Annotated in this window: 13 protein-coding genes; 8 read left to right on the forward strand and 5 right to left on the reverse strand. The window is 64.5% G+C overall.

Translation table 11 applies throughout. The features are described 5' to 3' along the window. Positions 1–8 precede the first annotated feature (8 nt). From B4394_RS19090 to B4394_RS19115, 6 genes are all read left to right on the forward strand, one after another. Positions 9–890, forward strand: a complete 882-nt coding sequence (locus tag B4394_RS19090; protein ID WP_078315963.1) for an SDR family oxidoreductase — start codon at positions 9–11, stop codon at positions 888–890. A 51-nt stretch (positions 891–941) separates the two neighbouring features. Continuing rightward, entirely contained in the window at positions 942–1,376 is a 435-nt protein-coding gene (locus tag B4394_RS19095; protein ID WP_139360309.1) for a hypothetical protein, read from the forward strand. Positions 1,377–1,426: 50 nt separating this feature from the next. Beyond that, entirely contained in the window at positions 1,427–1,834 is a 408-nt protein-coding gene (locus tag B4394_RS19100; RefSeq protein WP_502688410.1) for a hypothetical protein, read from the forward strand. Between the two features lie 51 nt (positions 1,835–1,885). After that, complete coding sequence (locus B4394_RS19105; protein ID WP_286142115.1) at positions 1,886–2,179, forward strand: hypothetical protein; 294 nt, start codon at positions 1,886–1,888, stop codon at positions 2,177–2,179. Continuing rightward, the gene (locus tag B4394_RS19110; protein WP_078315965.1) at positions 2,173–2,484 is read left to right on the forward strand and encodes a hypothetical protein; all 312 of its coding nucleotides are present in this window, start codon (positions 2,173–2,175) and stop codon (positions 2,482–2,484) included. The genes B4394_RS19105 and B4394_RS19110 overlap by 7 nt, the downstream gene beginning before the upstream one ends. A 265-nt stretch (positions 2,485–2,749) precedes the next feature. Next, on the forward strand, positions 2,750–4,690 hold the full coding sequence (locus B4394_RS19115; protein ID WP_217697778.1) for a heavy metal translocating P-type ATPase: 1,941 nt from the start codon (positions 2,750–2,752) through the stop codon (positions 4,688–4,690). A 3-nt stretch (positions 4,691–4,693) separates the two neighbouring features. Here the strand turns inward: B4394_RS19115 and B4394_RS19120 are convergent, their stop codons facing one another. Genes B4394_RS19120 through B4394_RS19140 form a run of 5 tightly spaced genes read right to left on the reverse strand, consistent with a single transcriptional unit; the run spans position 4,694 to position 10,939 of the window. Continuing rightward, a complete protein-coding gene (locus tag B4394_RS19120) occupies positions 4,694–5,251 on the reverse strand; it encodes an RES family NAD+ phosphorylase (protein WP_078315967.1) in 558 nt (185 codons plus the stop codon). Continuing rightward, positions 5,252–5,731: an MbcA/ParS/Xre antitoxin family protein gene (locus B4394_RS19125; RefSeq protein WP_078311770.1), complete on the reverse strand. Its 480-nt coding sequence runs from the start codon at positions 5,729–5,731 to the stop codon at positions 5,252–5,254. Between the two features lie 36 nt (positions 5,732–5,767). Then, positions 5,768–8,797: a nocobactin polyketide synthase NbtC gene (nbtC, locus tag B4394_RS19130; RefSeq protein WP_078311769.1), complete on the reverse strand. Its 3,030-nt coding sequence runs from the start codon at positions 8,795–8,797 to the stop codon at positions 5,768–5,770. A gap of 55 nt (positions 8,798–8,852) precedes the next feature. Beyond that, positions 8,853–10,178, reverse strand: a complete 1,326-nt coding sequence (locus B4394_RS19135; RefSeq protein ID WP_078311768.1) for a beta-ketoacyl [acyl carrier protein] synthase domain-containing protein — start codon at positions 10,176–10,178, stop codon at positions 8,853–8,855. Then, the gene (locus B4394_RS19140; RefSeq protein WP_078311767.1) at positions 10,175–10,939 is read right to left on the reverse strand and encodes a thioesterase II family protein; all 765 of its coding nucleotides are present in this window, start codon (positions 10,937–10,939) and stop codon (positions 10,175–10,177) included. The genes B4394_RS19135 and B4394_RS19140 overlap by 4 nt, the downstream gene beginning before the upstream one ends. Positions 10,940–11,168: 229 nt before the next feature. Here B4394_RS19140 and B4394_RS19145 point away from each other — a divergent pair, with 229 nt between their 5' ends. Next, complete coding sequence (locus tag B4394_RS19145) at positions 11,169–16,208, forward strand: non-ribosomal peptide synthetase (protein WP_078311766.1); 5,040 nt, start codon at positions 11,169–11,171, stop codon at positions 16,206–16,208. Further along, positions 16,205–20,764: a non-ribosomal peptide synthetase gene (locus tag B4394_RS19150; RefSeq protein ID WP_078311765.1), complete on the forward strand. Its 4,560-nt coding sequence runs from the start codon at positions 16,205–16,207 to the stop codon at positions 20,762–20,764. Before B4394_RS19145 ends, B4394_RS19150 begins: the two co-directional genes overlap by 4 nt. Position 20,765: the final 1 nt, after the last annotated feature.

Consider the following 20,765-nt stretch of genomic DNA (forward strand, 5'->3'; position numbering starts at 1 on the left):
GTCGGTCCATGGGTTCAACGCCGAACAACATCGCTGGTAAGACCGTCCTGATCACCGGCGGTGCCGGTGGAATCGGGGTGGAAGTCGCCCACAGGCTGCATGCCAAGGGTGCCAATCTCGTGCTCACCGATCTGGCCGAGACCAAGCTTGCCGCGGTTGCCGATGAGCTGGGTCGTGATCGGGTGCTGGTCGTGGTTGCCGATGTCTGCGACCTGGCGGCCATGGAGAAGGCCGTCGCACTAGCCGTGGAGCGGTTCGGCGGGATTGACGTGGTGCTTGCGAATGCCGGACTGCTGGCCTTCGGCTCGGTGCTGCAGATCGAACCCGCCACCTTCAAGAAGTTGATCGATGTCAACGTGCTCGGGGTATTTCATACGGTGCGCGCGGCGCTGCCCTCGGTCATCGAACGACAGGGCTACGTGCTTATCGTGTCCTCTCTGGCCGCATATGCCGCCGCGCCGGGGGTCACGGCGTACAACGCCTCGAAAGCGGCCGTTGAGCACTTCGCCAATGCGCTGCGCCTGGAGGTGGCGCATCGGGGCGTCGATGTCGGTTCGACGCATATGTCGTGGATCGACACCTCGATGGTGAACGACCAGAAGGCTAACCTGTCGGCGTTCTCGGAGATGTTGAACCGCCTGCCACCGCCATTGGGCACCGTGACCTCGGTAGAAGCCTGCGGCAAGGCCTTTGTGAAGGGCATCGAGCGCCGCCGTCGACGGATTAACTGCCCCGGCTGGGTGGGTGTGACGCACTGGCTTAAGCCTGTGCTGTCGACGCCGGTTGGCGAGATCCCGGTGCGAGGCATGATTCCCGAGATCCTGCCGCGTATCGACGCCGAGGTGGCGGCCTTACAGCGCGCTGCTCATGACCGGGCAGAGCAGGTCTAGCGACCTTCCCATATACCCATTACGGGTATGGGGTGTGTGTATCGTGGGGTGATGGCCCCCGGCGGTGAACGCACAGTGCGACGCGGAGGTCTCACCCTGGCGTCGGTCCTGCTGCGGGTCCTGCTGAGCATCGTGGTTGTGCTGATGCCGTTGTTGACGTGCCATGCGGCGCCGGATGCGGCTCCCGGAGTTGTTGGCACCTTGGCCGCATCAATGGGTGTCGCCCAGGTGCCACACGTACTCGTCAATCTGGTGGGCGCTGAAGATCATCACGACTGCCACGCGTTGCCCGTGATCACTGCCGCCGTCTCTGCCGCCGGCGTGCTCTCCGGGTGGGCGGTGGCTGCCGCGGCAGTGACATTCGTGGTGCTCGCGGTGTGTGAGATGTGGCGCCCGAGCGCGCACGGTCCGCCCCGGGTACAGCCCCACTGGTTGTTGAGTAACGGTCATGAGCGTCTCGTGCATTTCTGTGTGATGCGGCGCTGACCGGTTCCGGCTGCCCCGCCAGTCACCCATCGTCTAACGAGTAGACGGCGATGCGCGGTCGGGTGACCAATCAGTCATGGCTTCAACACTTTTCAGATAAGGACACGATCACCGTGGCTAAATCATCTGTAGCTGTGCTGCGCGCTCTCGCCGGTCGCATCGGCGGATCGGCATTGGCGGCCGGGATGGTAGCCGTCGTATGGGCGGCCCCCGCCTCCGCCGGTCCGACGCAACCGGGTCCGCAGGCGCCAGGTAACGCCCAGGCCGTGATCACCGCGCTGAAGGTCCGCGGGGATCAGATCGTCATCAACCGCAGCGGTCCCAAAAAGCCGCTGTCGCAGTGCACCGCCACCTCGATCCGGGTCGGTCGGCACATCTATCGGCAGGCGCCGCAGCGCAAGGGCCCACCCACGCGCTCACTGGCCTCCCACGTCATGTACGTCACTGTTAAGTGTTAGGGAATTCTTATGCGCCGCAGGCTTTTTCCATGTCGTTCGATCGCTGCGGCAATGTTTCTCGCCGCGGCGCTGGCCGTCGCCGCATCTCCCGCCGCATCGGCCGGTCCCTCGCCGGCGAATGCCTTGCAGGTGATCACGCAGTTGCAACGCCAAGGTGCCAAGGTCGTCGTCCTTCGCACCGGTGATAAGCCGCTGCAGGCGTGCACCGTGACCGCGGTGCGCGAAGGGAAGTCGGAGTATTGGTGGACCCACCCCCGCATCGCCGACCCTAACCGAGCTAGACGTGCCAATGGTGTGGGTACTCAACTGATTTACCGCACCGTCTACGTCGACGTTCAATGCTGACCAGTTCTCGGACGATCCGCGTTTCGGTAAGCGTGGTTATCGCGGCACTGGTGGCGGCCCCGGTCGCCCAGGCCGGCCCGGGCGCGCTCGGTGACGCCGAACAAGTCATTGACGGCCTCAAGGCCCAAGGCAACAAGGTCATCGTTACCAGGAGCGGCAACAAGCCGCTGTCGCAATGCGTAGCCACCCGGGTGCGCAAAGATCTCGACGTCTTCGGCAACCCGCGGATCTACCCGAACATCTCGTCCGGGCCGACCAGGCGGGTATGGCTTTACAGCGTGTATCACGTCGACGTCCAGTGCTAAACCCCTTGACGTATACCCCTGGGGGGTATTTAATCGGGGTATGAGTGCGCACGCGGATCACCCCGGCCATCCGTCTTCTCACATGCCTGCCGCAACATGCGAAGCCGATCATGTCGACCACGCTCACCACGACCACGCTCACCACGACCACGCTCACCACGATCACGCTCACCACGATCACGGTCACCACGACCACGCGGGTCATGGCGGAGGCCATGGAGGTCATGCTGACCATGTCGGGCAGTTCCGCAGGTTGTTCTGGATCATGCTGGGGCTCTCCGTGCCGGTGGTGGCGTTCAACGACATGTTCGCGATGGTCATCGGCTATCAGTTGCCGGCCACCGGTTGGGTCCCGTGGATCTCACCGGTGCTCGGTACCGTCATCTACTTCTGGGGCGGCAAGCCCTTCCTGATCGGTGCCGTCGCCGAGGTACGGAGTCGCACGCCGGGAATGATGCTGTTGATCGGCCTGGCGATCACGGTGGCCTTCGTCGCGTCCTGGGGGGCGAGCCTCGGCCTGATCGATCACCAGCTCAATTTCTGGTGGGAGCTGGCGCTTCTGGTGGTGATCATGCTGCTGGGGCACTGGATCGAGAGGCGGTCGCTGGCGCAGACCACCTCGGCGCTCGACTCCTTGGCGGCGCTGCTGCCCGACAGTGCCGAGCGCGTCGAGGGAGACGCGGTGGTGTCCGTCGCGCCGGCCGACCTTCGGGTGGGTGACGTGGTTCTCGTGCGCCCGGGCGGCTCGGTGCCCGCGGACGGTCGGATCACCGAGGGCAGTGCCCATCTGGATGAATCGATGGTGACGGGGGAGTCACGCGCGATACGTCGTCACACCGGCGATCCGGTCGTCGCAGGCACCGTGGCCACCGATTCCGGTCTGCGTGTGGAAGTCACGGCGGTCGGTGACGACACCACACTCGCCGGAATCCAGCGTCTGGTGGCCGATGCTCAGGCGTCGAGCTCGCGCGCGCAGCGGATCGCCGATACCGCCGCGGGCTGGTTGTTCTGGTTCGCGCTCGGTGCCGCCGCGTTGACGGCCGTGGCCTGGACGATTCTGGGAGACCCTGACACCGCGGTGGTGCGCGTCATCACGGTGCTGGTGATTGCCTGCCCGCACGCGTTGGGCCTGGCCATTCCGCTGGTCGTTTCCATCGCCACCGAGCGCGCCGCGCGGGGCGGGGTCTTGGTGAAAGACCGCTTGGCTCTTGAGCAGATGCGCACCGTCGATGTCGTGCTGTTCGACAAGACGGGAACGCTGACCAAGGGTGCTCCTACGGTGACGGGTGTCGAACCCGTCGAGGGACGCGAGGCCGATGCCGTGCTGTCGCTGGCGGCCGCGGCCGAAGCCGACAGTGAGCATCCGCTGGCACGTGCCATCGTAGAAGCCGCTCGAGACCGGGGACTGCGTGTCGCTGCCGCCAGCGGCTTTTCTTCCGAGCCGGCGCTGGGTGTTACCGCGGAGGTCGCGGGTGCGCAGGTCGCGGTCGGTGGGCCCGCGATGCTGAAAAGGCATGGTGCACAAGAATTACCGATCGCCGAAGGATGGCGTGCTGAGGGTGCGATCATTCTGCACGTGTTGGTGGATGGGCGGGTCGCCGGCGCACTGCGGCTGGCCGATGACATCCGGCCGGAGTCTCGGGATACGGTCGAGGCGCTGCACAGACTGGGCGTATCGGTCGTCATGATCACCGGTGACGCGCATGCCGTGGCCAACACGGTGGCGGCCGAGCTCGGTGTGGATCGGGTGTTCGCCGAGGTGCGGCCCGAGGACAAGGCGTCTGCGGTGGCGCAGCTGCAGTCCGAAGGGCATACCGTGGCGATGGTCGGTGACGGTGTCAACGACGCTCCCGCGCTGGCCCAAGCAGATGTGGGGATCGCGATCGGAGCGGGAACCGATGTCGCGATCGCTTCCGCCGGTGTCATTCTGGGCAGCTCGGATCCGCGGTCGGTGCTGTCGGTGATCGAGTTGTCGCGGGCCAGCTATCGCAAGATGAAGCAAAACCTTTGGTGGGCGGCCGGATACAACCTGATCTCGGTTCCGTTGGCGGCGGGCGTGCTCGCCCCGATCGGATTCGTGCTCCCGATGAGCGTGGGGGCCATCTTGATGTCGGCATCCACCGTGGTGGTCGCGCTCAACGCGCAGTTGCTGCGCCGCTTGGATCTTCGCCCGGAGCAGTCTGTGCGGCGAATCCTCGGTAGGTGAATGTCAGCGGCTGATGGGACGATTCAGTGCGGTTGCCGCGTCGATGATGGCCGGGTGGTCGAGGTCCAGGAGTTCGACCCGCTCCAGTTTCGGGCGGTGCCAGCTCGCCAGCACCGGCCACGACGGACGGTGGTATGACCACCATCTGACGGCCTGCCACCGCTGGTCCCCGCCGTCGGCCATGGTCTCCGACCAGATCTGATGTCCCCACGCCTGAGTGACGGCGAGATTCCGCGCTACCACCTGTGTGGGGCGAAGTCCAAGCCTGACAAGCTGTTTCGCATCATCGAGATCACATACCCGTAGGTTATCGGGAAGGCTGAACACTCCGAGCGCCCTGCGGGTACCCAGCAGGGGGAACTCCAGTATCGAGTCGTCCCAGATCTGTAGATCCCCGAATACCTCCCCGCATGCCACCTCGGGCCGCGTTCCCAGGTACCAGACGTAGTAGTCGGGATGGTCGATTCGGCCACCGCGTTGCGGTCGGTGCTGGTACAGCGGATGTCCAGGTTGCCCCGTCTTCGTGTCCGCGAGGTACGGGAAGATCCGGTAGGCCAGCATCTACGAAAAGGACCCCGCGGTAACCGCATCCAGTGCATCGAGGACCCGGCCCGGCCCCTCGCTCAACAACACATCCAGCGGGCGGGCGCCCCCGAGGTAGCTGTTCGCACTTTCCAGCCACGTTGTCGCGGCGGGGTCACCCCACACCAGACGTGCCCGCGACACAACATGCTCCAGATCGATGATGAGGGGGGCGGTGCGGCCGCCGGGGCGTTCCTCACCGGAGATCCACCGTGAGGGTTGCGACCGGTTCACCCCGATAATCCGGGCCAACTGCGCGGCCCCGCCAACGGCGTCGACCAGGTAGGACACCCGCAACGGAGCAAGCGGATCGTCGGCCGGCTGTGTGGCGACCGCCAGGCTGCCGACCACCACACGTTGGGGAGTGCTCACCGAGCGAATCGATGTAGACCCGCGCTTTTTCGCAGGGCTGGAAGCCGCTACCGCCTTGCCGGTGGTGCCGCGCCGTGTCGCTGCCATGCCATGAGTATACCCAACAAGTTTGTTGGGTATCGGTCAGCGTGTCTGAGCCGACAGCACCTCGATGACGTGATCCACGGAGGCTCCGCCGAGTAGATCTTGTACCGGCAGCTCAAAGTCGAGTTCAGCCTGCACGCGCCGTCGAAATTCCAGTGCCTGCAATGAATCCAGGCCCATCGCCACCATGGGCATGGCGGTGTCGATGGAGTCGGCGTGGTCGGCGCCGATGACCTCAGCGAGTAACTGCACCAGATGTCCGGAGCGGTTCTCGGGCGTCACCGCCGCGGGCCGAATGCGCTCCGTGGGCGCTGCCGGCCTGCTGTTGTCCACAAGCTCGGAGAGCAGCGGCCCGTACCCGAACACACCCAATACCTCGCGTGCCTGCGTGAGGTCGAACGCTCCGACCAGGGTGTTGCCGGTGTGTCGTTTCATCCCGACGGCAAGAGCATCGGCAGGCCGCATCGGATGGACCCCTGCGGCGGCCAGTTTCGCAATACCTGTGTCATCGAGATCGAGGTGCACGGTCCACTGGCCCCATTGCACGGATACGCAATCCAGTCCGGCGGAACGCTGACGGGCCGCGAGCACGTCCAGCATCCGGTTGCCCGCCGCATACATCAGCTGGCCTTTGCCGCCGATCGTCGCCGCCAGCGATGAGCACAACATGACGTGACAGGAATCGGTGCGGGGCAGGGCGTCGAGGACATTCGTGATGCCCCCGACCTTGGCGCGTAACGCCTGGTGGAACTTCTCGGAGGTGACCTCGGCGAGCGGAGTATCCGAATAGCTCACCGCGGCATGGATGATCAGGTCCGCAGGCGATTCGCGCAGCTCACCGGCGAGTTCGGCGACGGCGGACGCATTGGTCACATCGCAGGAGAGTGCACGAACCACGGCACCGGTGCTGCGCCGGATGGCGTCGAGCCGTCCGGCCACCGCGGCGGTCTCGCCGGAACGGCTGATCAGGGTGATGTGCCGGGTGCCCAGTCGGGCGTAGTGCTCGCAGAATTCCTGACCGAGTTTTCCGGTGCCCCCGGTGATCAGGACGTGATCGGGTACCGCAGTGGCGGTTTCGCTATCGCCGTCCTGACTGGCATCCAGGATGCGCTTGGCGTACATGCCGTCCGCCCGGAGTGCCAACTCCGATTCTCCGGCTGATTGCAGCGCGGCCAGGACGATGCTGGCACTGTCCGGGTGGGCGATATCCGACGTGAGGTCCAGATGCCGGAAGGCAATTCCCGGATGCTCGGCACCCATGCAGCGAAATCCGGCGGCGATCGCGGCGTGCACCGGATCTGATGACGTATCTGCGCTGGTGACTTCTTCGCCGCCGACCGTGACAATCCAGCATCCGGTCACCGAGCTCGACAGCTCTGGCCACCATGTGCGGTCGCCGAAGAACTGTGCCACCGCGTCGGCGGCCCCGGGGTCATCCAGTTGTCCCGCGGCGGGAAGCACGATCACCACAGTGTCAGCGTCGCCGGTACCGGATACCTCTGCGTCGCCAATGATGTGGGCCGATGAACCGAAGTCCGGCGCACCCTCGCGCAGTGCCTCGACGAGCGCCCCGGCCTCGCCGGTGGCGTCGATGAATCCATAGAACCTTGGCGGCATCATCGAGCGCCGGGTCACCTTGGTCCAGGCCTCGCGCAGTAGCCGCGGGTGTGCCGGAGAATCGACTCGGTCTGTTGGGCGATCGGCTTCCTGCGGGACGGAGGTGTGCGTCGCTACGGAAGCCCCGCTGTTCGCCCAGCGGTACGACAGCCAGAGTGGAACGTCGTTGTTCTGAACATTGGGGAAGTCGCGCAATGGCAGCGATATGGGTTCGGATGTCTCGGTGCGCAGCGCGTCCCAGTTGTAGTTGAGATCATGGACGGCGAGGTTCGCGAGGTTGGCGGTGAATTCGGCCAGATCGGTTGCGGTCCGGGTGGATGTGCCTACTACGCACGCGGTGCGTTCGGAGTCCAGAGCCGCGAGATTCTCACGGATCGCCAGCTGCAATGTGGGATGTTCGGCGAGCTCCACGAAGGTGTCGACCTGAGCCGTCACCGCGGTCGCGATGGCGCGATCGAAACGGACGACATTGCGCAGGTTCCAGAACCAATACTGATCGACCGGTACCTCAGGAGTAATCGGTGCACCTAGTGTCGAACCAATGCAATCGATTTCGGAGACCGCGAACTCGCTGACGCCGAGACCTTCGGCAAGGGCCATGCGAATCTCGGCGCCGATCGAGGCGATCATGCTGGTATGCGCCGGGTATCGCACCGGGATGATCCGAGCGAAGACCCCGTCTTCGGTGAGGCGGTCGACAATCTGCTGAACGGTCTCGCGCTGGCCGGAGATCCCCACCATCGAGGGGGAGTTGATCACCGAGAGTTCGGCCCAACCCGATTGCCGGGCAAGCAGTTCCTCGCAGGTGTCGCGATCGGCGGCGATCACCGCCATGACGTAGTCGTCTGCCGGGAATTCATCCGCGATCCGGGCCCGGGTGCCCACCACGGTGACCGCGTGAGCAAGAGACATGGTGCCGGAAACATACGCCGCGGCGATCTCACCCTGACTGTGTCCGATCGCGACATCCGGGGTGACGCCGACGGAACGCCACAGCGCGGCCAGGCCCGCCATCTGAGTGAACAGGGCGGGCTGGACGACACTTGCACGGTCATCGGCGGGAAGGTGTTCATCGAGAAGATAATTCAGCGGCGAACGGCCGAACTGCGTGGCGAACAGTTCCGAGCAGCGGTCGACCTTGTCGCGAAAATCGGGGAACCGATCGTAGAAGAGTCTTCCCATGCCCGGGCGTTGCCCGCCCTGCCCGGGGAACACAAATCCACGGCGGCGAGAGGTCGCGGGCTCGGCATTGCGGATCACGTGGGTGTGGATCGCACCGGTAACGACGGCCCGCAGTGCGGCTACCAATTGATCGTGGTCGTCGACGGTGATCAGTGCGCGGAACCGGCGCGCGGTGCGGGTCCGGAAGATCATGCCCGCAATCCGATTCGGGGTGATTCGCGGGTGGTCAAGCACATACGCCAGGAGTGCGGCGGCCTCCCGGCACAGCACCTCTGGGGTGTCCGCCGAGAGTAGGACAGGGATGGTTCCGTCGGGTAAGCGGTGGCTAGACATCGTCGCCGTCCTCTCCGACTGCGTCGCTGGCAGGCATCGCGATGATGGCGTGCGCGTTGGCGCCCCCGGCCCCGAAGGAAGAGACGGCGCCGTACCGGATGCCATTCTTCGGCTCCCAGGGGTGCAGCTTCGTGGCCAGGCGGATCCCGGTCATCGACCAGTCGACCTTGGTCGTGGGGTTGTCCGCGAACAAGGTGGGAGGGATGTGTCCATGCTGTCCGGCCAACAGCAATTTGATCAGCCCTACCATTCCCGCAGCCGATTGTGCATGTCCGGCATTAGATTTCGCAGATCCCAGCAGTGCGTGTGAGCCTCCGGCCCCGTAGGTGCTCTGCAACGCCATGATCTCCAGCGGATCGCCGGCGCGGGTGCCCGTGCCATGTCCTTCGAGCATCCCGACGTCGGCTGGATTGACACCGGAGGCGGCGATGGTCGCGGCGACCAGCTTCGCCTGCGCCCGCCCGCGTGGCACCAGGATGGGTTTACCCCCGCCATTGTGGTTAGTACGGATGGCCATGATGCGCCCGTACACCCGGTGACCCAGGGCGCGAGCGCGCGATTCACGTTCCAGTACAACCATTCCCACGCCTTCGCCCCAGAGTGTGCCGTTGGCCTCATCGGAGTACGAGCGGCAGTGCCCGTCGGGGTCGAGAGCGTGCATCCGGGAGAACTCATAGAACCCGCCAGGTGAGCCCATGACGCAGACGCCGCCGGCGATGGCCCACTCGCATTCGTCGGCCCGAACCGCGGTGGCGGCGACATGAAGCGCTGCCAAGGACGATGCGCACGCCGAGTCGATGCACATGGACGGCCCGATGAGTCCCAACTGGTGCGAGATGCGACCGGCCGCGCCCAATTGTCCACGGCCGACCACACGCATTCCGCTGTGGGCATTGACTTCGCCGACCGGCGGCCCGTACTCGTTGGGGGAGATACCGATGAAACAACCGGCCTCGGAACCGTCGAGTGCTCCCGGGTTCAGGCCGGTGTTCTCTAAGGCCTTCCACGCTGATCGCATGGCCACCCGTTGTTGCGGGTCCATGGCGACTGCTTCGCGCTGTGTGATCCCATAAAAAGTGGGGTCGAAAGCACTTGCATCGGTGAGGAATCCACCGGCGTCGGACACGCGTCCCCAGCCGTCCAGATTGGATAGCGACAACAGCTCGTCGACGGGCCAATCGCGATCGCGGGGGAAAGGGCAGACGAGCTCGCGAGCGTCCGCCAATGCGTTCCAGAACGCTGCCGGGGTGTCGATCGCCCCAGGCATCTCGATCGCCATACCGGAGATGACAACGGGATCGGCGTCGGTGTCGCTCATCGTCGCGGCGAGTCCGCGCGGGCCGCGTTCGCGGCCAGCAGTTCGGCCAGCGCCTCGGTCTGGGAGTTCAGGAAGAAGTGCCCGCCATCAAACAACGTCACGTCGAGTTCGTTGGTGTGTTTACCCCAGCCGTAGAGGTCGCGCATGGTGATCATGGGGTCTTGATCCCCACCGATCGAGTGGATACGTGCCGCAACCTTGACACCCTCGGTGCACTCGTACGCGTTGAAGGCCCGATAGTCGCCCTTCATGACCGGCAGTGCCATCCGCATGACGTCGAGATTGCCCATGACCGCGGAGTTCGTACCGTCGAGGGCGCCCATATGTGCCAATACCGCGTCATCGTCGGTCGGCAGAGCGGGCTTGTCGGCGATATTGGCAGGCGCCACCGCTGAGGAGACGGTCAGTTGACGCACGTCCAGTCCGGCGGCCTCCGCGAGTCGGACAAACTCAAACGAGACCACGGCGCCCATGCTGTGGCCGAACGTATGGATCGGAACGCCGCGATTGTGTTCCGATGACTGGAACTCGGTGAATGCTCCCGAGGCGATATCGGGAAGCGTCGACAAGGCTGGCTCACCGGCGCGATCTTGGCGCCCAGGGTATTGGAATATCACGACATTGAAATTTGCCGAAGCGGCTTTCGAGAGCGTGCGATATGCCGAAGCGCCAGCACCTGCATGGGGAAAGAACAGCAGTAATGGTGCATCGGGTGACTCCGGCTTATGGAACTGCCTGATCCATCCGAGTTTGCGATCCACGTCGAGCTTCCTTCCAACTTGCAGATAGTTAGATTAGCCTAACGTAACCCGCTATTGGGTATGCAGCTCACGCTCGGGGCGTGGTGATTCACGGCACCCATGGGGCGTCACCCGCTGCCGCCGACAGACATTAAGGTAAGGCTAGGCATAGTTCCTAGATTGAGGTGGTTCATTTCATGCGCGCGGAGTCGTTCGGATTCCAGGCTTTCGTCCTGAGTGGTGGTGCTCGGTGAGCGGGGATCAGTTGTCCGCATTGGACCGCCGGCGCGAGCTCCTGCGCAAACGGCTTGCCGAAAGTGGCGTGGAGGCGAAAGCCGCCACTGACACGGCCCCCCGGGTCCCGGCGGGTGAGCGGCGCGAACTCGCGCCAGGTCAGCGACGCATGTGGTTTCTGCAGACCAAAGATGAGGCTGATACCACGCTGAACGTCGGTGTCGCGCATCGGATGCGAGGCGCTCTCGACGAGATTCGGCTGCGTGATGCCTTCGCGGCCATTATCCGGCGGCACGACATCCTGCGCACTACCTATGGCGTCGACGCTGCCGGAGAGCCGTATCAGGTCTTCGCCGAGGACATCGAACTTCCGTGGACCACTGTAGATTTAGCCAATACTGAGGAGGGCGTGCGCGAGCGGGAGATTCAGGCGCTGGCGGGCCGCGAACTCGGACGCCCATTCGATCTGACGGCCGACCTGCCGCTACGGGTCACGTTGCTCCGTTTGGGTGAGCAGGAATTCGTTCTGCTGTTGGTGGTGCACCACATCAGCTTCGATGACAACTCCTGGGACGTGTTCTTCGCCGAGCTGAGCGAGTACTACAACGGCCGCCCGGTCGAGGGTGACGCTCCTCAGTTCATGGTCGTGGGGGCGGCCGCCGCCCGGTCATCGGACGCCGGCATCGACTATTGGCGCCAGTCGCTGGCGCCACTCCCGGAGCCCCTGGACCTTCCCGGCTCGTCATCGTCAAACGTGACTTCACGATCTGCGCGGCGGCGAGCGGTTCCGCTGTCCGCAGAGACGGCGGCGCGGATGGAGGAATTCGCCCGAGCGCACTCGGCAACGCCGTTCATGGTGCTGCTGGCGGCCTTCGGCACGCTTATTCATCGCTACACCGCGGCCACGGATTTCTTCATCGCTATCCCGGTAGTGGAGCGCAAGGCCAATGCGGAAAAGGCAATTGGCTATTTCGGTAACACGGTGCTGTTACGTGCCGGCGTGGACCCGAGGGCAGGTTTCGCCGCATACGTGGCCACCGTGCGCGAGGCGTGCCTGGGGGCCTTTGAGCACCAGGACATCGGAATCGACGAGGTGGTGCGCGAGGTCAATCCGAGCCGCGGCACCGGCCGCGACGGACTGGATGAGCTGGTGCGGCTCGGCTTCAGTATGCGCAAGGACCCCAACGGATATCGACTGGCAGGCGTGGAAACCACCCGCCTCGATCTCGATGCGGGTGCCGCGCAAGTGCCACTGGCTCTGGCGGTTGCGACGGACTCGACGGGCACCGTGGTTGAGATCGAATATCAGACCGATGCACTACCTCAGTGGCTGGTAGATCAGCTCCTCGCGCACTATGGGCGGCTGCTTGATGACGGCCTGACTCGCCCGGAGGAACCACTCTCACGGTTGGATCTCTTTGGCGCCGAGGAGCGCTCGGCCGTCCTGGCGCAGTCGCACGGAGCGCTGTCCGATGTTCCGCGTGGGACGCTCGTGGATCTTCTTCAGACGGCGGCTCAGGCGACACCGGATGCGTTGGCGGTGGTGTCCGATGAGGCGGAACTTACCTATGACGCGCTGCACCGTCGCGCGAACCGCCTCGCGCGGTGGCTCATCGCGCAAGGGGTGGGTACCGAGGATGTGATCGCCCTCCAAATGTCGACATCGGTCGAGTTCATTGTGGCGATGTTCGCGGTCCTCAAATCGGGCGCGGCGTACATGCCCATTGACCCTGGCCTTCCCGGCGAGCGCATCGAGTATCTGAGCGCCGATGCGAAGCCCCGGATGGTGTTGGGAGCGCGGGAGTTCCAGGCAGCGGAGGAGAACGCCGCCGCCCTTTCCGATACCGCGATTAGCGACGCGGACCGGTTGCGCCCGCTGCTGCCCGAGAACGTGGCCTACGTGATTTACACCTCTGGATCCACCGGACGACCCAAGGGTGTTGCCGTTGCGCATGTGGCGATCGCTGAGCATGTGGTCGCTTTTACGGCCGACTGGAGCATGACAGCCCAGGATCGGATGCTGCAGTCCACCTCGGTGAGCTTCGATGCCTCGCTGGCCGACATCCTGTGCCCTTTGTCTTTGGGGGCGCAGGTCGTCGTTCCCAAGCCAAATCCTTTCTCCGATATCGGGTATGTGATCGACCTGGTGCGGCGTCGGGGCGTGACGGTGCTGCACATGGTGCCGTCGCTGCTCAATTCGGTGATGTTGATGCCCGAGGCCGGTGAGTTGCGCGGGCTACGGCACATTCCCGTCGGTGGTGAAGCGCTTCCCGGCGAGGTAGCGGACAAGTTTGCCCTGATGTTCGACGTCGAACTAAGGAATCACTACGGACCCACTGAGGCCGTGGTGTGTTCGACGTATATGCCTGTTGAAGGCCCTCAGGGCAATTCGGTCGTGCCGATAGGCCTGCCGAATCGAAACGTGTACGCCTACGTGTTGGACGAGTCGCTCGAACTGGTGCCTGCCGGCGTCGTCGGTGAGTTGTATCTCGGGGGTACGCAGCTGGCCCGCGGCTATCGTGGCCGGCCGGTACTCACCGCCGAGAGGTTCGTGGCCGACCCGTTCAGTCCCGGAGGTCGGCTGTACCGCACCGGTGATCTGGTGCGCCGTAATACTTCCGGCCAACTCGAGTTTGTGGGCCGCGCCGACGAGCAGGTCAAGGTCCGCGGATTCCGCATCGAGCTCGGTGAGGTAGAGGGGGTCATCGGCGCCGATCCGCGAGTCGGTCGCTGTGTGGTCGCCGTGGTGGAGGATCCGCAGGTGGGTCCGATGCTGGCCGCCTATGTCGTGCCCGCCGCCGATGGACCCAACGCGGAGATCGACCTGGACGAATTGCGCGCTCGCGCTCAGGAACTGCTGCCGGGGTACATGGTGCCCAGCGCATTCGCGGTCATTCCCGAGATTCCGCTGACCACCAGCGGCAAGCTGGACAAGCGGGCGCTACCCACCCCGGATGCGATGGCGGCGAGGGCATTTCGGGCCCCGACGACGCCAACCGAACGTCGAATGTGCGCGATCTTCGCCAATTTGTTCGGGCGTGACGCGGTCAGCGTTGATGATTCGTTCTTCGAACTGGGTGGCCATTCGCTGCTGGCCGCGCGCCTCGTCGCGCAGATCCGCGCTCAGTTCGGCATCGACTTGACGGTGCGCACGGTCTTCGACAGTCCCACTCCGGCGGGACTTGCCGAGCAGCTTGTCACGTACTTCCGCGAGGAGTTCGAGATCGAGCTCGATGAGCTGGACCTCGATGATTCCGATGAGATGGAGGTCGCTCCTCAGGACGGTCGTCCGGATCTCGTCGAAACCGCCCGTCCGGAGCGTCTGCCGCTCTCCTCGTCCCAGCTGTCCATGTGGTTCGAGTGCCAGATGGAGGGTGTTACCGATATTGGCAACATGTGGCTGGCGTTGCGTTTCGACGGTCCCTTGCAGACAACCGCGCTTATTGCGGCCCTCAATGACCTGGTCGCCCGTCACGAGACGTTACGCACCAATTTCGCGATCCATGAGGGCGGGCCCTACCAGATCGTGCATCCGTCGCGGGAGCTGTCGGTCCCGATCCTCCGGACCGATCCGGAAAACCTTGCGGACACCCTGGCCGAGCTGCGACACCACATATTCGGGCTGGAATCGGAGTCGCTGTTCCGTCCCTCCATTGTCGAGCTGGGTGCCGAGGAGCACGTGCTGGCCCTGGCGGTGCACCACTTGGTGGTGGACCACGTCTCGTTCACCGTGATCGTCGATGATTTGGTGGCCGCGTACCGCGCCCGTATCGCGGGACAGGCGCCACAGTGGGATCCGCACCCGGTGCAATATGCGGACTATGTCTTGTGGCAGCGCAACGCCTTCGGCGCCGGCAGCGAGTTCGGGCAGGCGGAGGTCGCATACTGGCGTGAGCTGTTGGCCGGCGTGCCCGTCGAGATTGCGGTGGCACACGATCGCGCTCGGCCGCAGATTCTCGGAAAGCGTGGTGAGGTTGAGAGATTCACCGTGCCGCCCGAGCGCAGGCAGGCACTGACTCGGATGGCCGAGCAGCATGGTGTCACCGAATTCATGGTCTACCAAGCGGCACTGGCCGCCGTTCTGCATCGGCTCGGCGGTGGCACGGACATCGTCATCGGTAGCCCGGTTGCCGCCCGAGTACACCCGAATGTCGCGAATCTTGTTGGACTGTTTGCCAATATGGTGGCGCTGCGGAACGACTTGTCCGCGGACCCGACCCTGCGCGAGGTACTGAAACGTAGCCGTGATGCCACGCTCAACGCACATGCACACCAGGAACTGCCCATCGAGAAACTGGTGGAGGCCGTCAATCCGCCGCGTTCGCTCTCCTGGAATCCTCTGTTTCAGACCATGGTCAATTTTCGTGGTGCGGATTGGGGTACGGAGGCACGAGATCTGACAGGCTCTGGCGGGACTTCTTTGGTACCGCTGCCGATGGAGGTGGACGTCTCCTATTTGGATCTGAACTTCGCGCTAAACGTCACCCCCTCGGGCGGGCTCGATGTGTCGGTGGTGGCCAACGCCGATCTGTATGACCCCGACACCACCCGGCTGATCGCACGTGCGCTGGATGCGGCGTTCGACGCGTTCGCCAAGGACCAGGACCTACGGGTTTCCGAGATCGTGCTGCTACCGGCGGATGCGATGGAGCGGCTGTTGGCTCCGCCGGCCGCCGCACACGAACGTGTCGCGGCGCCAGTGAATGAGGGGTCTGAGGGGACCACGCTCGCACTCATCGCCATCCTGGAGGAGCTGCTGGAGATCAGCGATATCGATCCCGAGGACAACTTCTTTGCTCTTGGCGGCGACAGCGTCATCTCCATCCAATGGTCGACCCGTGCTGCCGAACGTGGCCTGGCGATGACCCCGCAAATGGTGTTCGAATGCGCGACGATCTCCCAGCTGGCGGGAGCTGTCGATTCCGCTGACTCGGTGGCGGCAGAGGATAATTCGGGTACCGAAAGGCCGACAGAGCCCAGCGCTCCGATGAGTGCTTCTGGCCTAAGTGCCGAGGCGCTCGCTGAGCTCACCGCATCGTGGCAGGCGCAGTCGTGACGGGTACCGAACAGCAGCCTCAGATCGAGGACGTGCTGGCGCTGAGTCCCCTACAGGAAGGCTTCTTTGCGCTATCCCAGCTCGCCGACGAGAGCGTCGATCTGTACAGCATGCAGTTCGTCGCCGATATCGAAGGCGGCCTCGACGTCGATCTGTTGCACCGCAGTGCTCAGGCACTCCTGACTCGGCACCCCAATCTGCGTGCCGCCTTCTGGGACCGCGGGCTGCCCAAACCCGTGCAGATCGTGCCTACTCACGCGGACATTCCGTGGGAGGAACGTGAGGCACAGCCAACGGAATTCGACGATGTCGCGCTGAGCGAGCGGCGCCGCCCATTCGATCTGGGCAAGGGTCCCGCGATCCGCATCGTGTTACTCACCGTCCCCGGCCAATCGCGGCACCGGATGATCGTCACCACCCACCACATCCTCATGGATGGCTGGGCGATCGCCATCTTCTTCAGCGAGCTTCTCGCCGTCTATCAGGCCAACGGGTCTGCCGATGGACTGCCGGCGGTGCGGCCCTACCGCGATTACATCGCATGGCTCAACGCGCAGGACGACGCCGCCGCGACCGAGCGATGGATGCGCTACCTGAGCACCGTCTCCGGGCCGCTCATGCTTGCCGACGGCGTTGTCGCCGCACACGACAGCGTGCCCCAGAAATCGCAATTCCTTTTGACCGCAGAGGAAACCGCGCGGCTTCGCCAGTGGGCAGCCGTGAACGGGCTCACCCTCAACACCGTGACGGCGTTCGCGTGGGCGCTCGTGCTCGGCAGGCTGACCGATCGCACGGATGTGGTGTTCGGCACCATCGTGTCCGGGCGGCCCAAGGAACTACCCGATGTCGAGCGGATGGTCGGGCTCTTTATCAACTCGGTGCCGATGGTGCATCACGTCGACTACTCGACGTCGGTAGTTGAGCAGTGTGCGCAATTGCAGCGCGAGGCCGCGGCGATGCGCGATATTGGGTACCTGAGCCTGTCCGCGCTGCAGCGCGCGGAGGGCAGTGCCGCGTTGTTCGACACCCTGTTCGTCTTCGAGAACGCCCCGATAGGCGATGCGGCTCAGGCCGTCGAGATGGCAGACGGCACTCGCTTCCGTCCGGTTGAGATGGAAAGTCTGGCCCACTATCCGCTCACCGTGGTGTCGCACATGCATGGAGATTCGCTGCTGGTGCTCATTGAAGCAATTCCGGAGGCGTTACCGCATGTTTCGGGCGCCAGCATCGGCGAGCGCCTTGTCTCGGTGTTACGTCAGCTGCCGGAGATCGGTGACCGGACACCGGATGCGCTCGATGTGCTGACTGCTCGTGAGCGCGCGGAAATCGTCGTGACGCCGTCGGCGGCCGATCCGTCGGTTGCTTCGGTGTGGGAGCTGTTCGCGGCGCAGGCGGCCGAGAACCCCGACGGAATCGCGCTTACTGTGCAGTCGGCGGGGGCCGACACGCGCTACACCTACGCGCAGTTGCACGCCAACGCGAGCCGGTTGGCGGCGGAACTGGTTGCCCACGATATCGGTCCGGAAAACACTGTGGCACTGGCACTCCCGCGATCTACTGATGCCATCGTCGCTATTCTGGCGGTCCTGGCAGCGGGCGCGGCATATGTTCCGGTGGACATCGGGTTGCCGAGGGCGCGCATCGAATCGATTCTGCGTCAGTCTGATCCGAAACTCATCGTCACGGTCGGCGAACATCGGGATATCGCCGACGGGCGTTATCCCGTTCTGGTGCTCGACGAGCCGGCGAGCATCGAGCGGATCTCCGCGCGCCCCGTCGCTGCGCCTGTGGTCGATCGGCACCGTGAGCAGAGTGCCTACTTCATCTTCACTTCCGGTTCGACCGGTGAGCCCAAGGGGGTCATCGGCACGCACGGTGCGCTGATGAGTTACTTTGCCGACCATCGTGATCGGGTGTATCGACCGGCTACCGCGCGGCTCGGGCGCACATTGCGGATCGCCCATGCATGGTCGTTGAGCTTCGACGCCTCCTGGCAGCCGATGATCGGTCTGCTGGACGGGCACACCGTGCACCTGTTCGACGCCGAGGCCATGCGGGATGCGCATCGGCTGGTGCGGGGCATGGCCGCGCACGGTATTGACATGATCGACACCACGCCGTCGATGCTGGCTCAGTTGTCCGCCGCGGGACTGCTCGACCGGGAGCTTCCGGTGCTGGCCCTTGGTGGCGAGGCTATCGAGACGGCATTGTGGAACCGGCTGCGTTCGTTGAGCGGTACCGCCGTCTACAACTGTTACGGCCCCACCGAGACGACTGTCGAAGCTGTTGTGGCAGCGGTGAAGGACTATCCGGAGCCCACCATCGGCACGCCCAATCAGGGAATGGCCGGGTACGTTCTCGATTCGCGGTTGCGGCCGGTGCCGGACGGTACCGTGGGCGAGTTGTATCTCGCCGGTGCACAGCTGGCCCGCGGATACGCGGGCAGGCCCGCGGTGACGGCGGGCGCTTTTGTCGCGGATCCGCAGCAACCGGGTCAGCGCATGTACCGGACGGGCGACCTGGTGCGCCGTGTGCCCCACGGAGGCTTCGCGTATCTGGGCCGTGCTGACTCTCAGGTGAAGATCCGCGGTTATCGGGTCGAGGTCGGTGAGATCGAATCCGCGCTGCGTCTACAACCGGGTGTGCAAACCGCCGCGGTGACTGTGGTGCGCCGTGCGGGCGGTGCCACTCTCGTGGGTTTTGTTGTCTCGGAAGAGGAGGCAGCCGAATTCGACTCTGCTCGGACCCTGTTCGGCCTCGCCGATCGGCTGCCGTCTTACATGATGCCGTCGCGTCTGGTTGTGCTTGAGCGGCTGCCCGTCACGGTAAACGGCAAGCTGGACGGCGATGTGCTGGAGCGGCTCGCGCTGGACGCCCTGTCCGGAGGCGCCGCCGAGGGTGTGGCGGCGCAGCCAGGCAGCACCACCGAATGTGCACTGTGTGAGTGCTGTGCCGAACTGTTCGACGGCACCGCTCCGGGTATCGACGAAGACTTCTTTTCCCTTGGAGTGGACAGCATCGTCGCGATTTCACTGGTGAACAAGGCGCGTAAGCGCGATCTGGTGATTACCCCGCGCATGGTGTTGGCCGCGCCGACGATCCGGCAGCTCGCGGCCCTCATAGACGAACGAGCCGGTCGCGCCGAGGGCCTGGATTCGATTGCGGGAGAAGCGGACTACGGCGAGGTTCCGCCACTGCCGGTGGTGTCGTGGATGTACGAAAGCGAAATCTACCGACGGCTCTCGTTGTCGGTGCTTGTCCGGCTGCCCGAGGGCATCGATGGTCCACGGATTGAGCAGATGCTCCAGCTGCTTCTCGACGGATTCGCCATGTTGCGGTCGACGCTGGTGGATACCCCTGATGGGCCTCGGGTGGTCACCCGTGAACCTGGGGTGGTGCGCGCCGAAAGTGTGCTCAGCCACGTGGAGCTGCCCACGGGAGAAGCCACCCACGCCGCGATTACCACTGCGGCACGAAAGGCCTTTGACGCCCTGGACCCGTCATCGGGTGCCATGATGCGGGCAACCTGGCTCACAGACGCCGAGGCGGGCGACGCCCTGCTGCTGACCGTCCATCATCTGGCGATGGACGTGGTGTCCTGGCACATTGTGCTGGGCTACCTTGCGGATGCGTGGCACGCGGTGGAATCCGGCGGAGTGCCCAAGGCGCCCATGGAGTTCACCTCGTATCGGCGGTGGAGCCAGCTGATGCAGCAGCGCGCCTCCAGCGAGGACGTGTCACGTCAGCGGGACTATTGGGCCACACAGGTCTCTGGTGCCGATCCGGAGCTGGGGTCGCGGCACGCTGACCCGGTCCGAGACACCTGGGGAACCTTGCAAACCACCGCGGTACCGACACCTGTCGATATCACCGCCCGGCTGCTGGCGTCGCTGAACAAGCCCGAAGGTGTCTACGGGTTCCTGCTGGCGGCGCTGGCGGTCACGGTGGCCAGCTGGCGTGCGCAGCGCGGACAAGACCCTGCCGCAGGCACTCTGGTCTCGCTGGAGGGCCACGGCAGAGACGACGCGGAGCTCGACACGGACACCAGCGGCACCGTTGGCTGGTTCACCACGGTCTATCCGGTACGCGTGGCCGCCGGCGAGACGGCGATAGACATTGATCAGGTGGAGAACGACAGCCAGGCGGCCGGTCGGCTCTTGGCCACGGTCGCCGCGCATCTCAGCGAGATTCCGCATCAGGGGCTGGATTACGGTTTGCTTCGCTATGCGGAGCGCCGTGAGGAGCTGGCTTCGGCGCGGGACCCGCAGATCCAGTTCAACTATGTGGGCCGTATGGATATCAGTGGTATTGACGATCAGCCATGGTCGCTCATCACGGATTCGCGAAGTCTCGCCGTGCCTCCGGACTCCGAACCGGATCTGCCGTTGCGATTCGCCATCAACATCGGTTCGGCGGTGATGACGACTACCGAAGGACCGCAGTTGGTCACCAACTGGCAATGGAGCTCAAACCTTTTCACCTCGGCGGATGCCGAGCGGCTGGCGTGGCTGTGGCAACGGAGCGTTGCCGCGCTGGCTCGGGCACTTGACGGATAGC

Origin of the sequence: Mycobacterium sp. D16Q16 (assembly GCF_002013745.1) — a bacterium.
Classification (GTDB): Bacteria; Actinomycetota; Actinomycetes; order Mycobacteriales; family Mycobacteriaceae; genus Mycobacterium.

Excerpts from the sequence above, each read along its gene's own strand:
- B4394_RS19090 (WP_078315963.1), top strand. The coding sequence starts at position 9 with ATGGGTTCAACGCCGAACAACATCGCTGGTAAGACCGTCCTGATCACC.
- B4394_RS19095 (WP_139360309.1), top strand. The coding sequence starts at position 942 with ATGGCCCCCGGCGGTGAACGCACAGTGCGACGCGGAGGTCTCACCCTG.
- B4394_RS19100 (WP_502688410.1), top strand. The coding sequence starts at position 1,427 with ATGCGCGGTCGGGTGACCAATCAGTCATGGCTTCAACACTTTTCAGAT.
- B4394_RS19105 (WP_286142115.1), top strand. The coding sequence starts at position 1,886 with ATGTTTCTCGCCGCGGCGCTGGCCGTCGCCGCATCTCCCGCCGCATCG.
- B4394_RS19110 (WP_078315965.1), top strand. The coding sequence starts at position 2,173 with ATGCTGACCAGTTCTCGGACGATCCGCGTTTCGGTAAGCGTGGTTATC.
- B4394_RS19115 (WP_217697778.1), top strand. The coding sequence starts at position 2,750 with ATGCTGGGGCTCTCCGTGCCGGTGGTGGCGTTCAACGACATGTTCGCG.
- B4394_RS19120 (WP_078315967.1), bottom strand. The coding sequence starts at position 5,251 with ATGCTGGCCTACCGGATCTTCCCGTACCTCGCGGACACGAAGACGGGG.
- B4394_RS19125 (WP_078311770.1), bottom strand. The coding sequence starts at position 5,731 with ATGGCAGCGACACGGCGCGGCACCACCGGCAAGGCGGTAGCGGCTTCC.
- B4394_RS19135 (WP_078311768.1), bottom strand. The coding sequence starts at position 10,178 with ATGAGCGACACCGACGCCGATCCCGTTGTCATCTCCGGTATGGCGATC.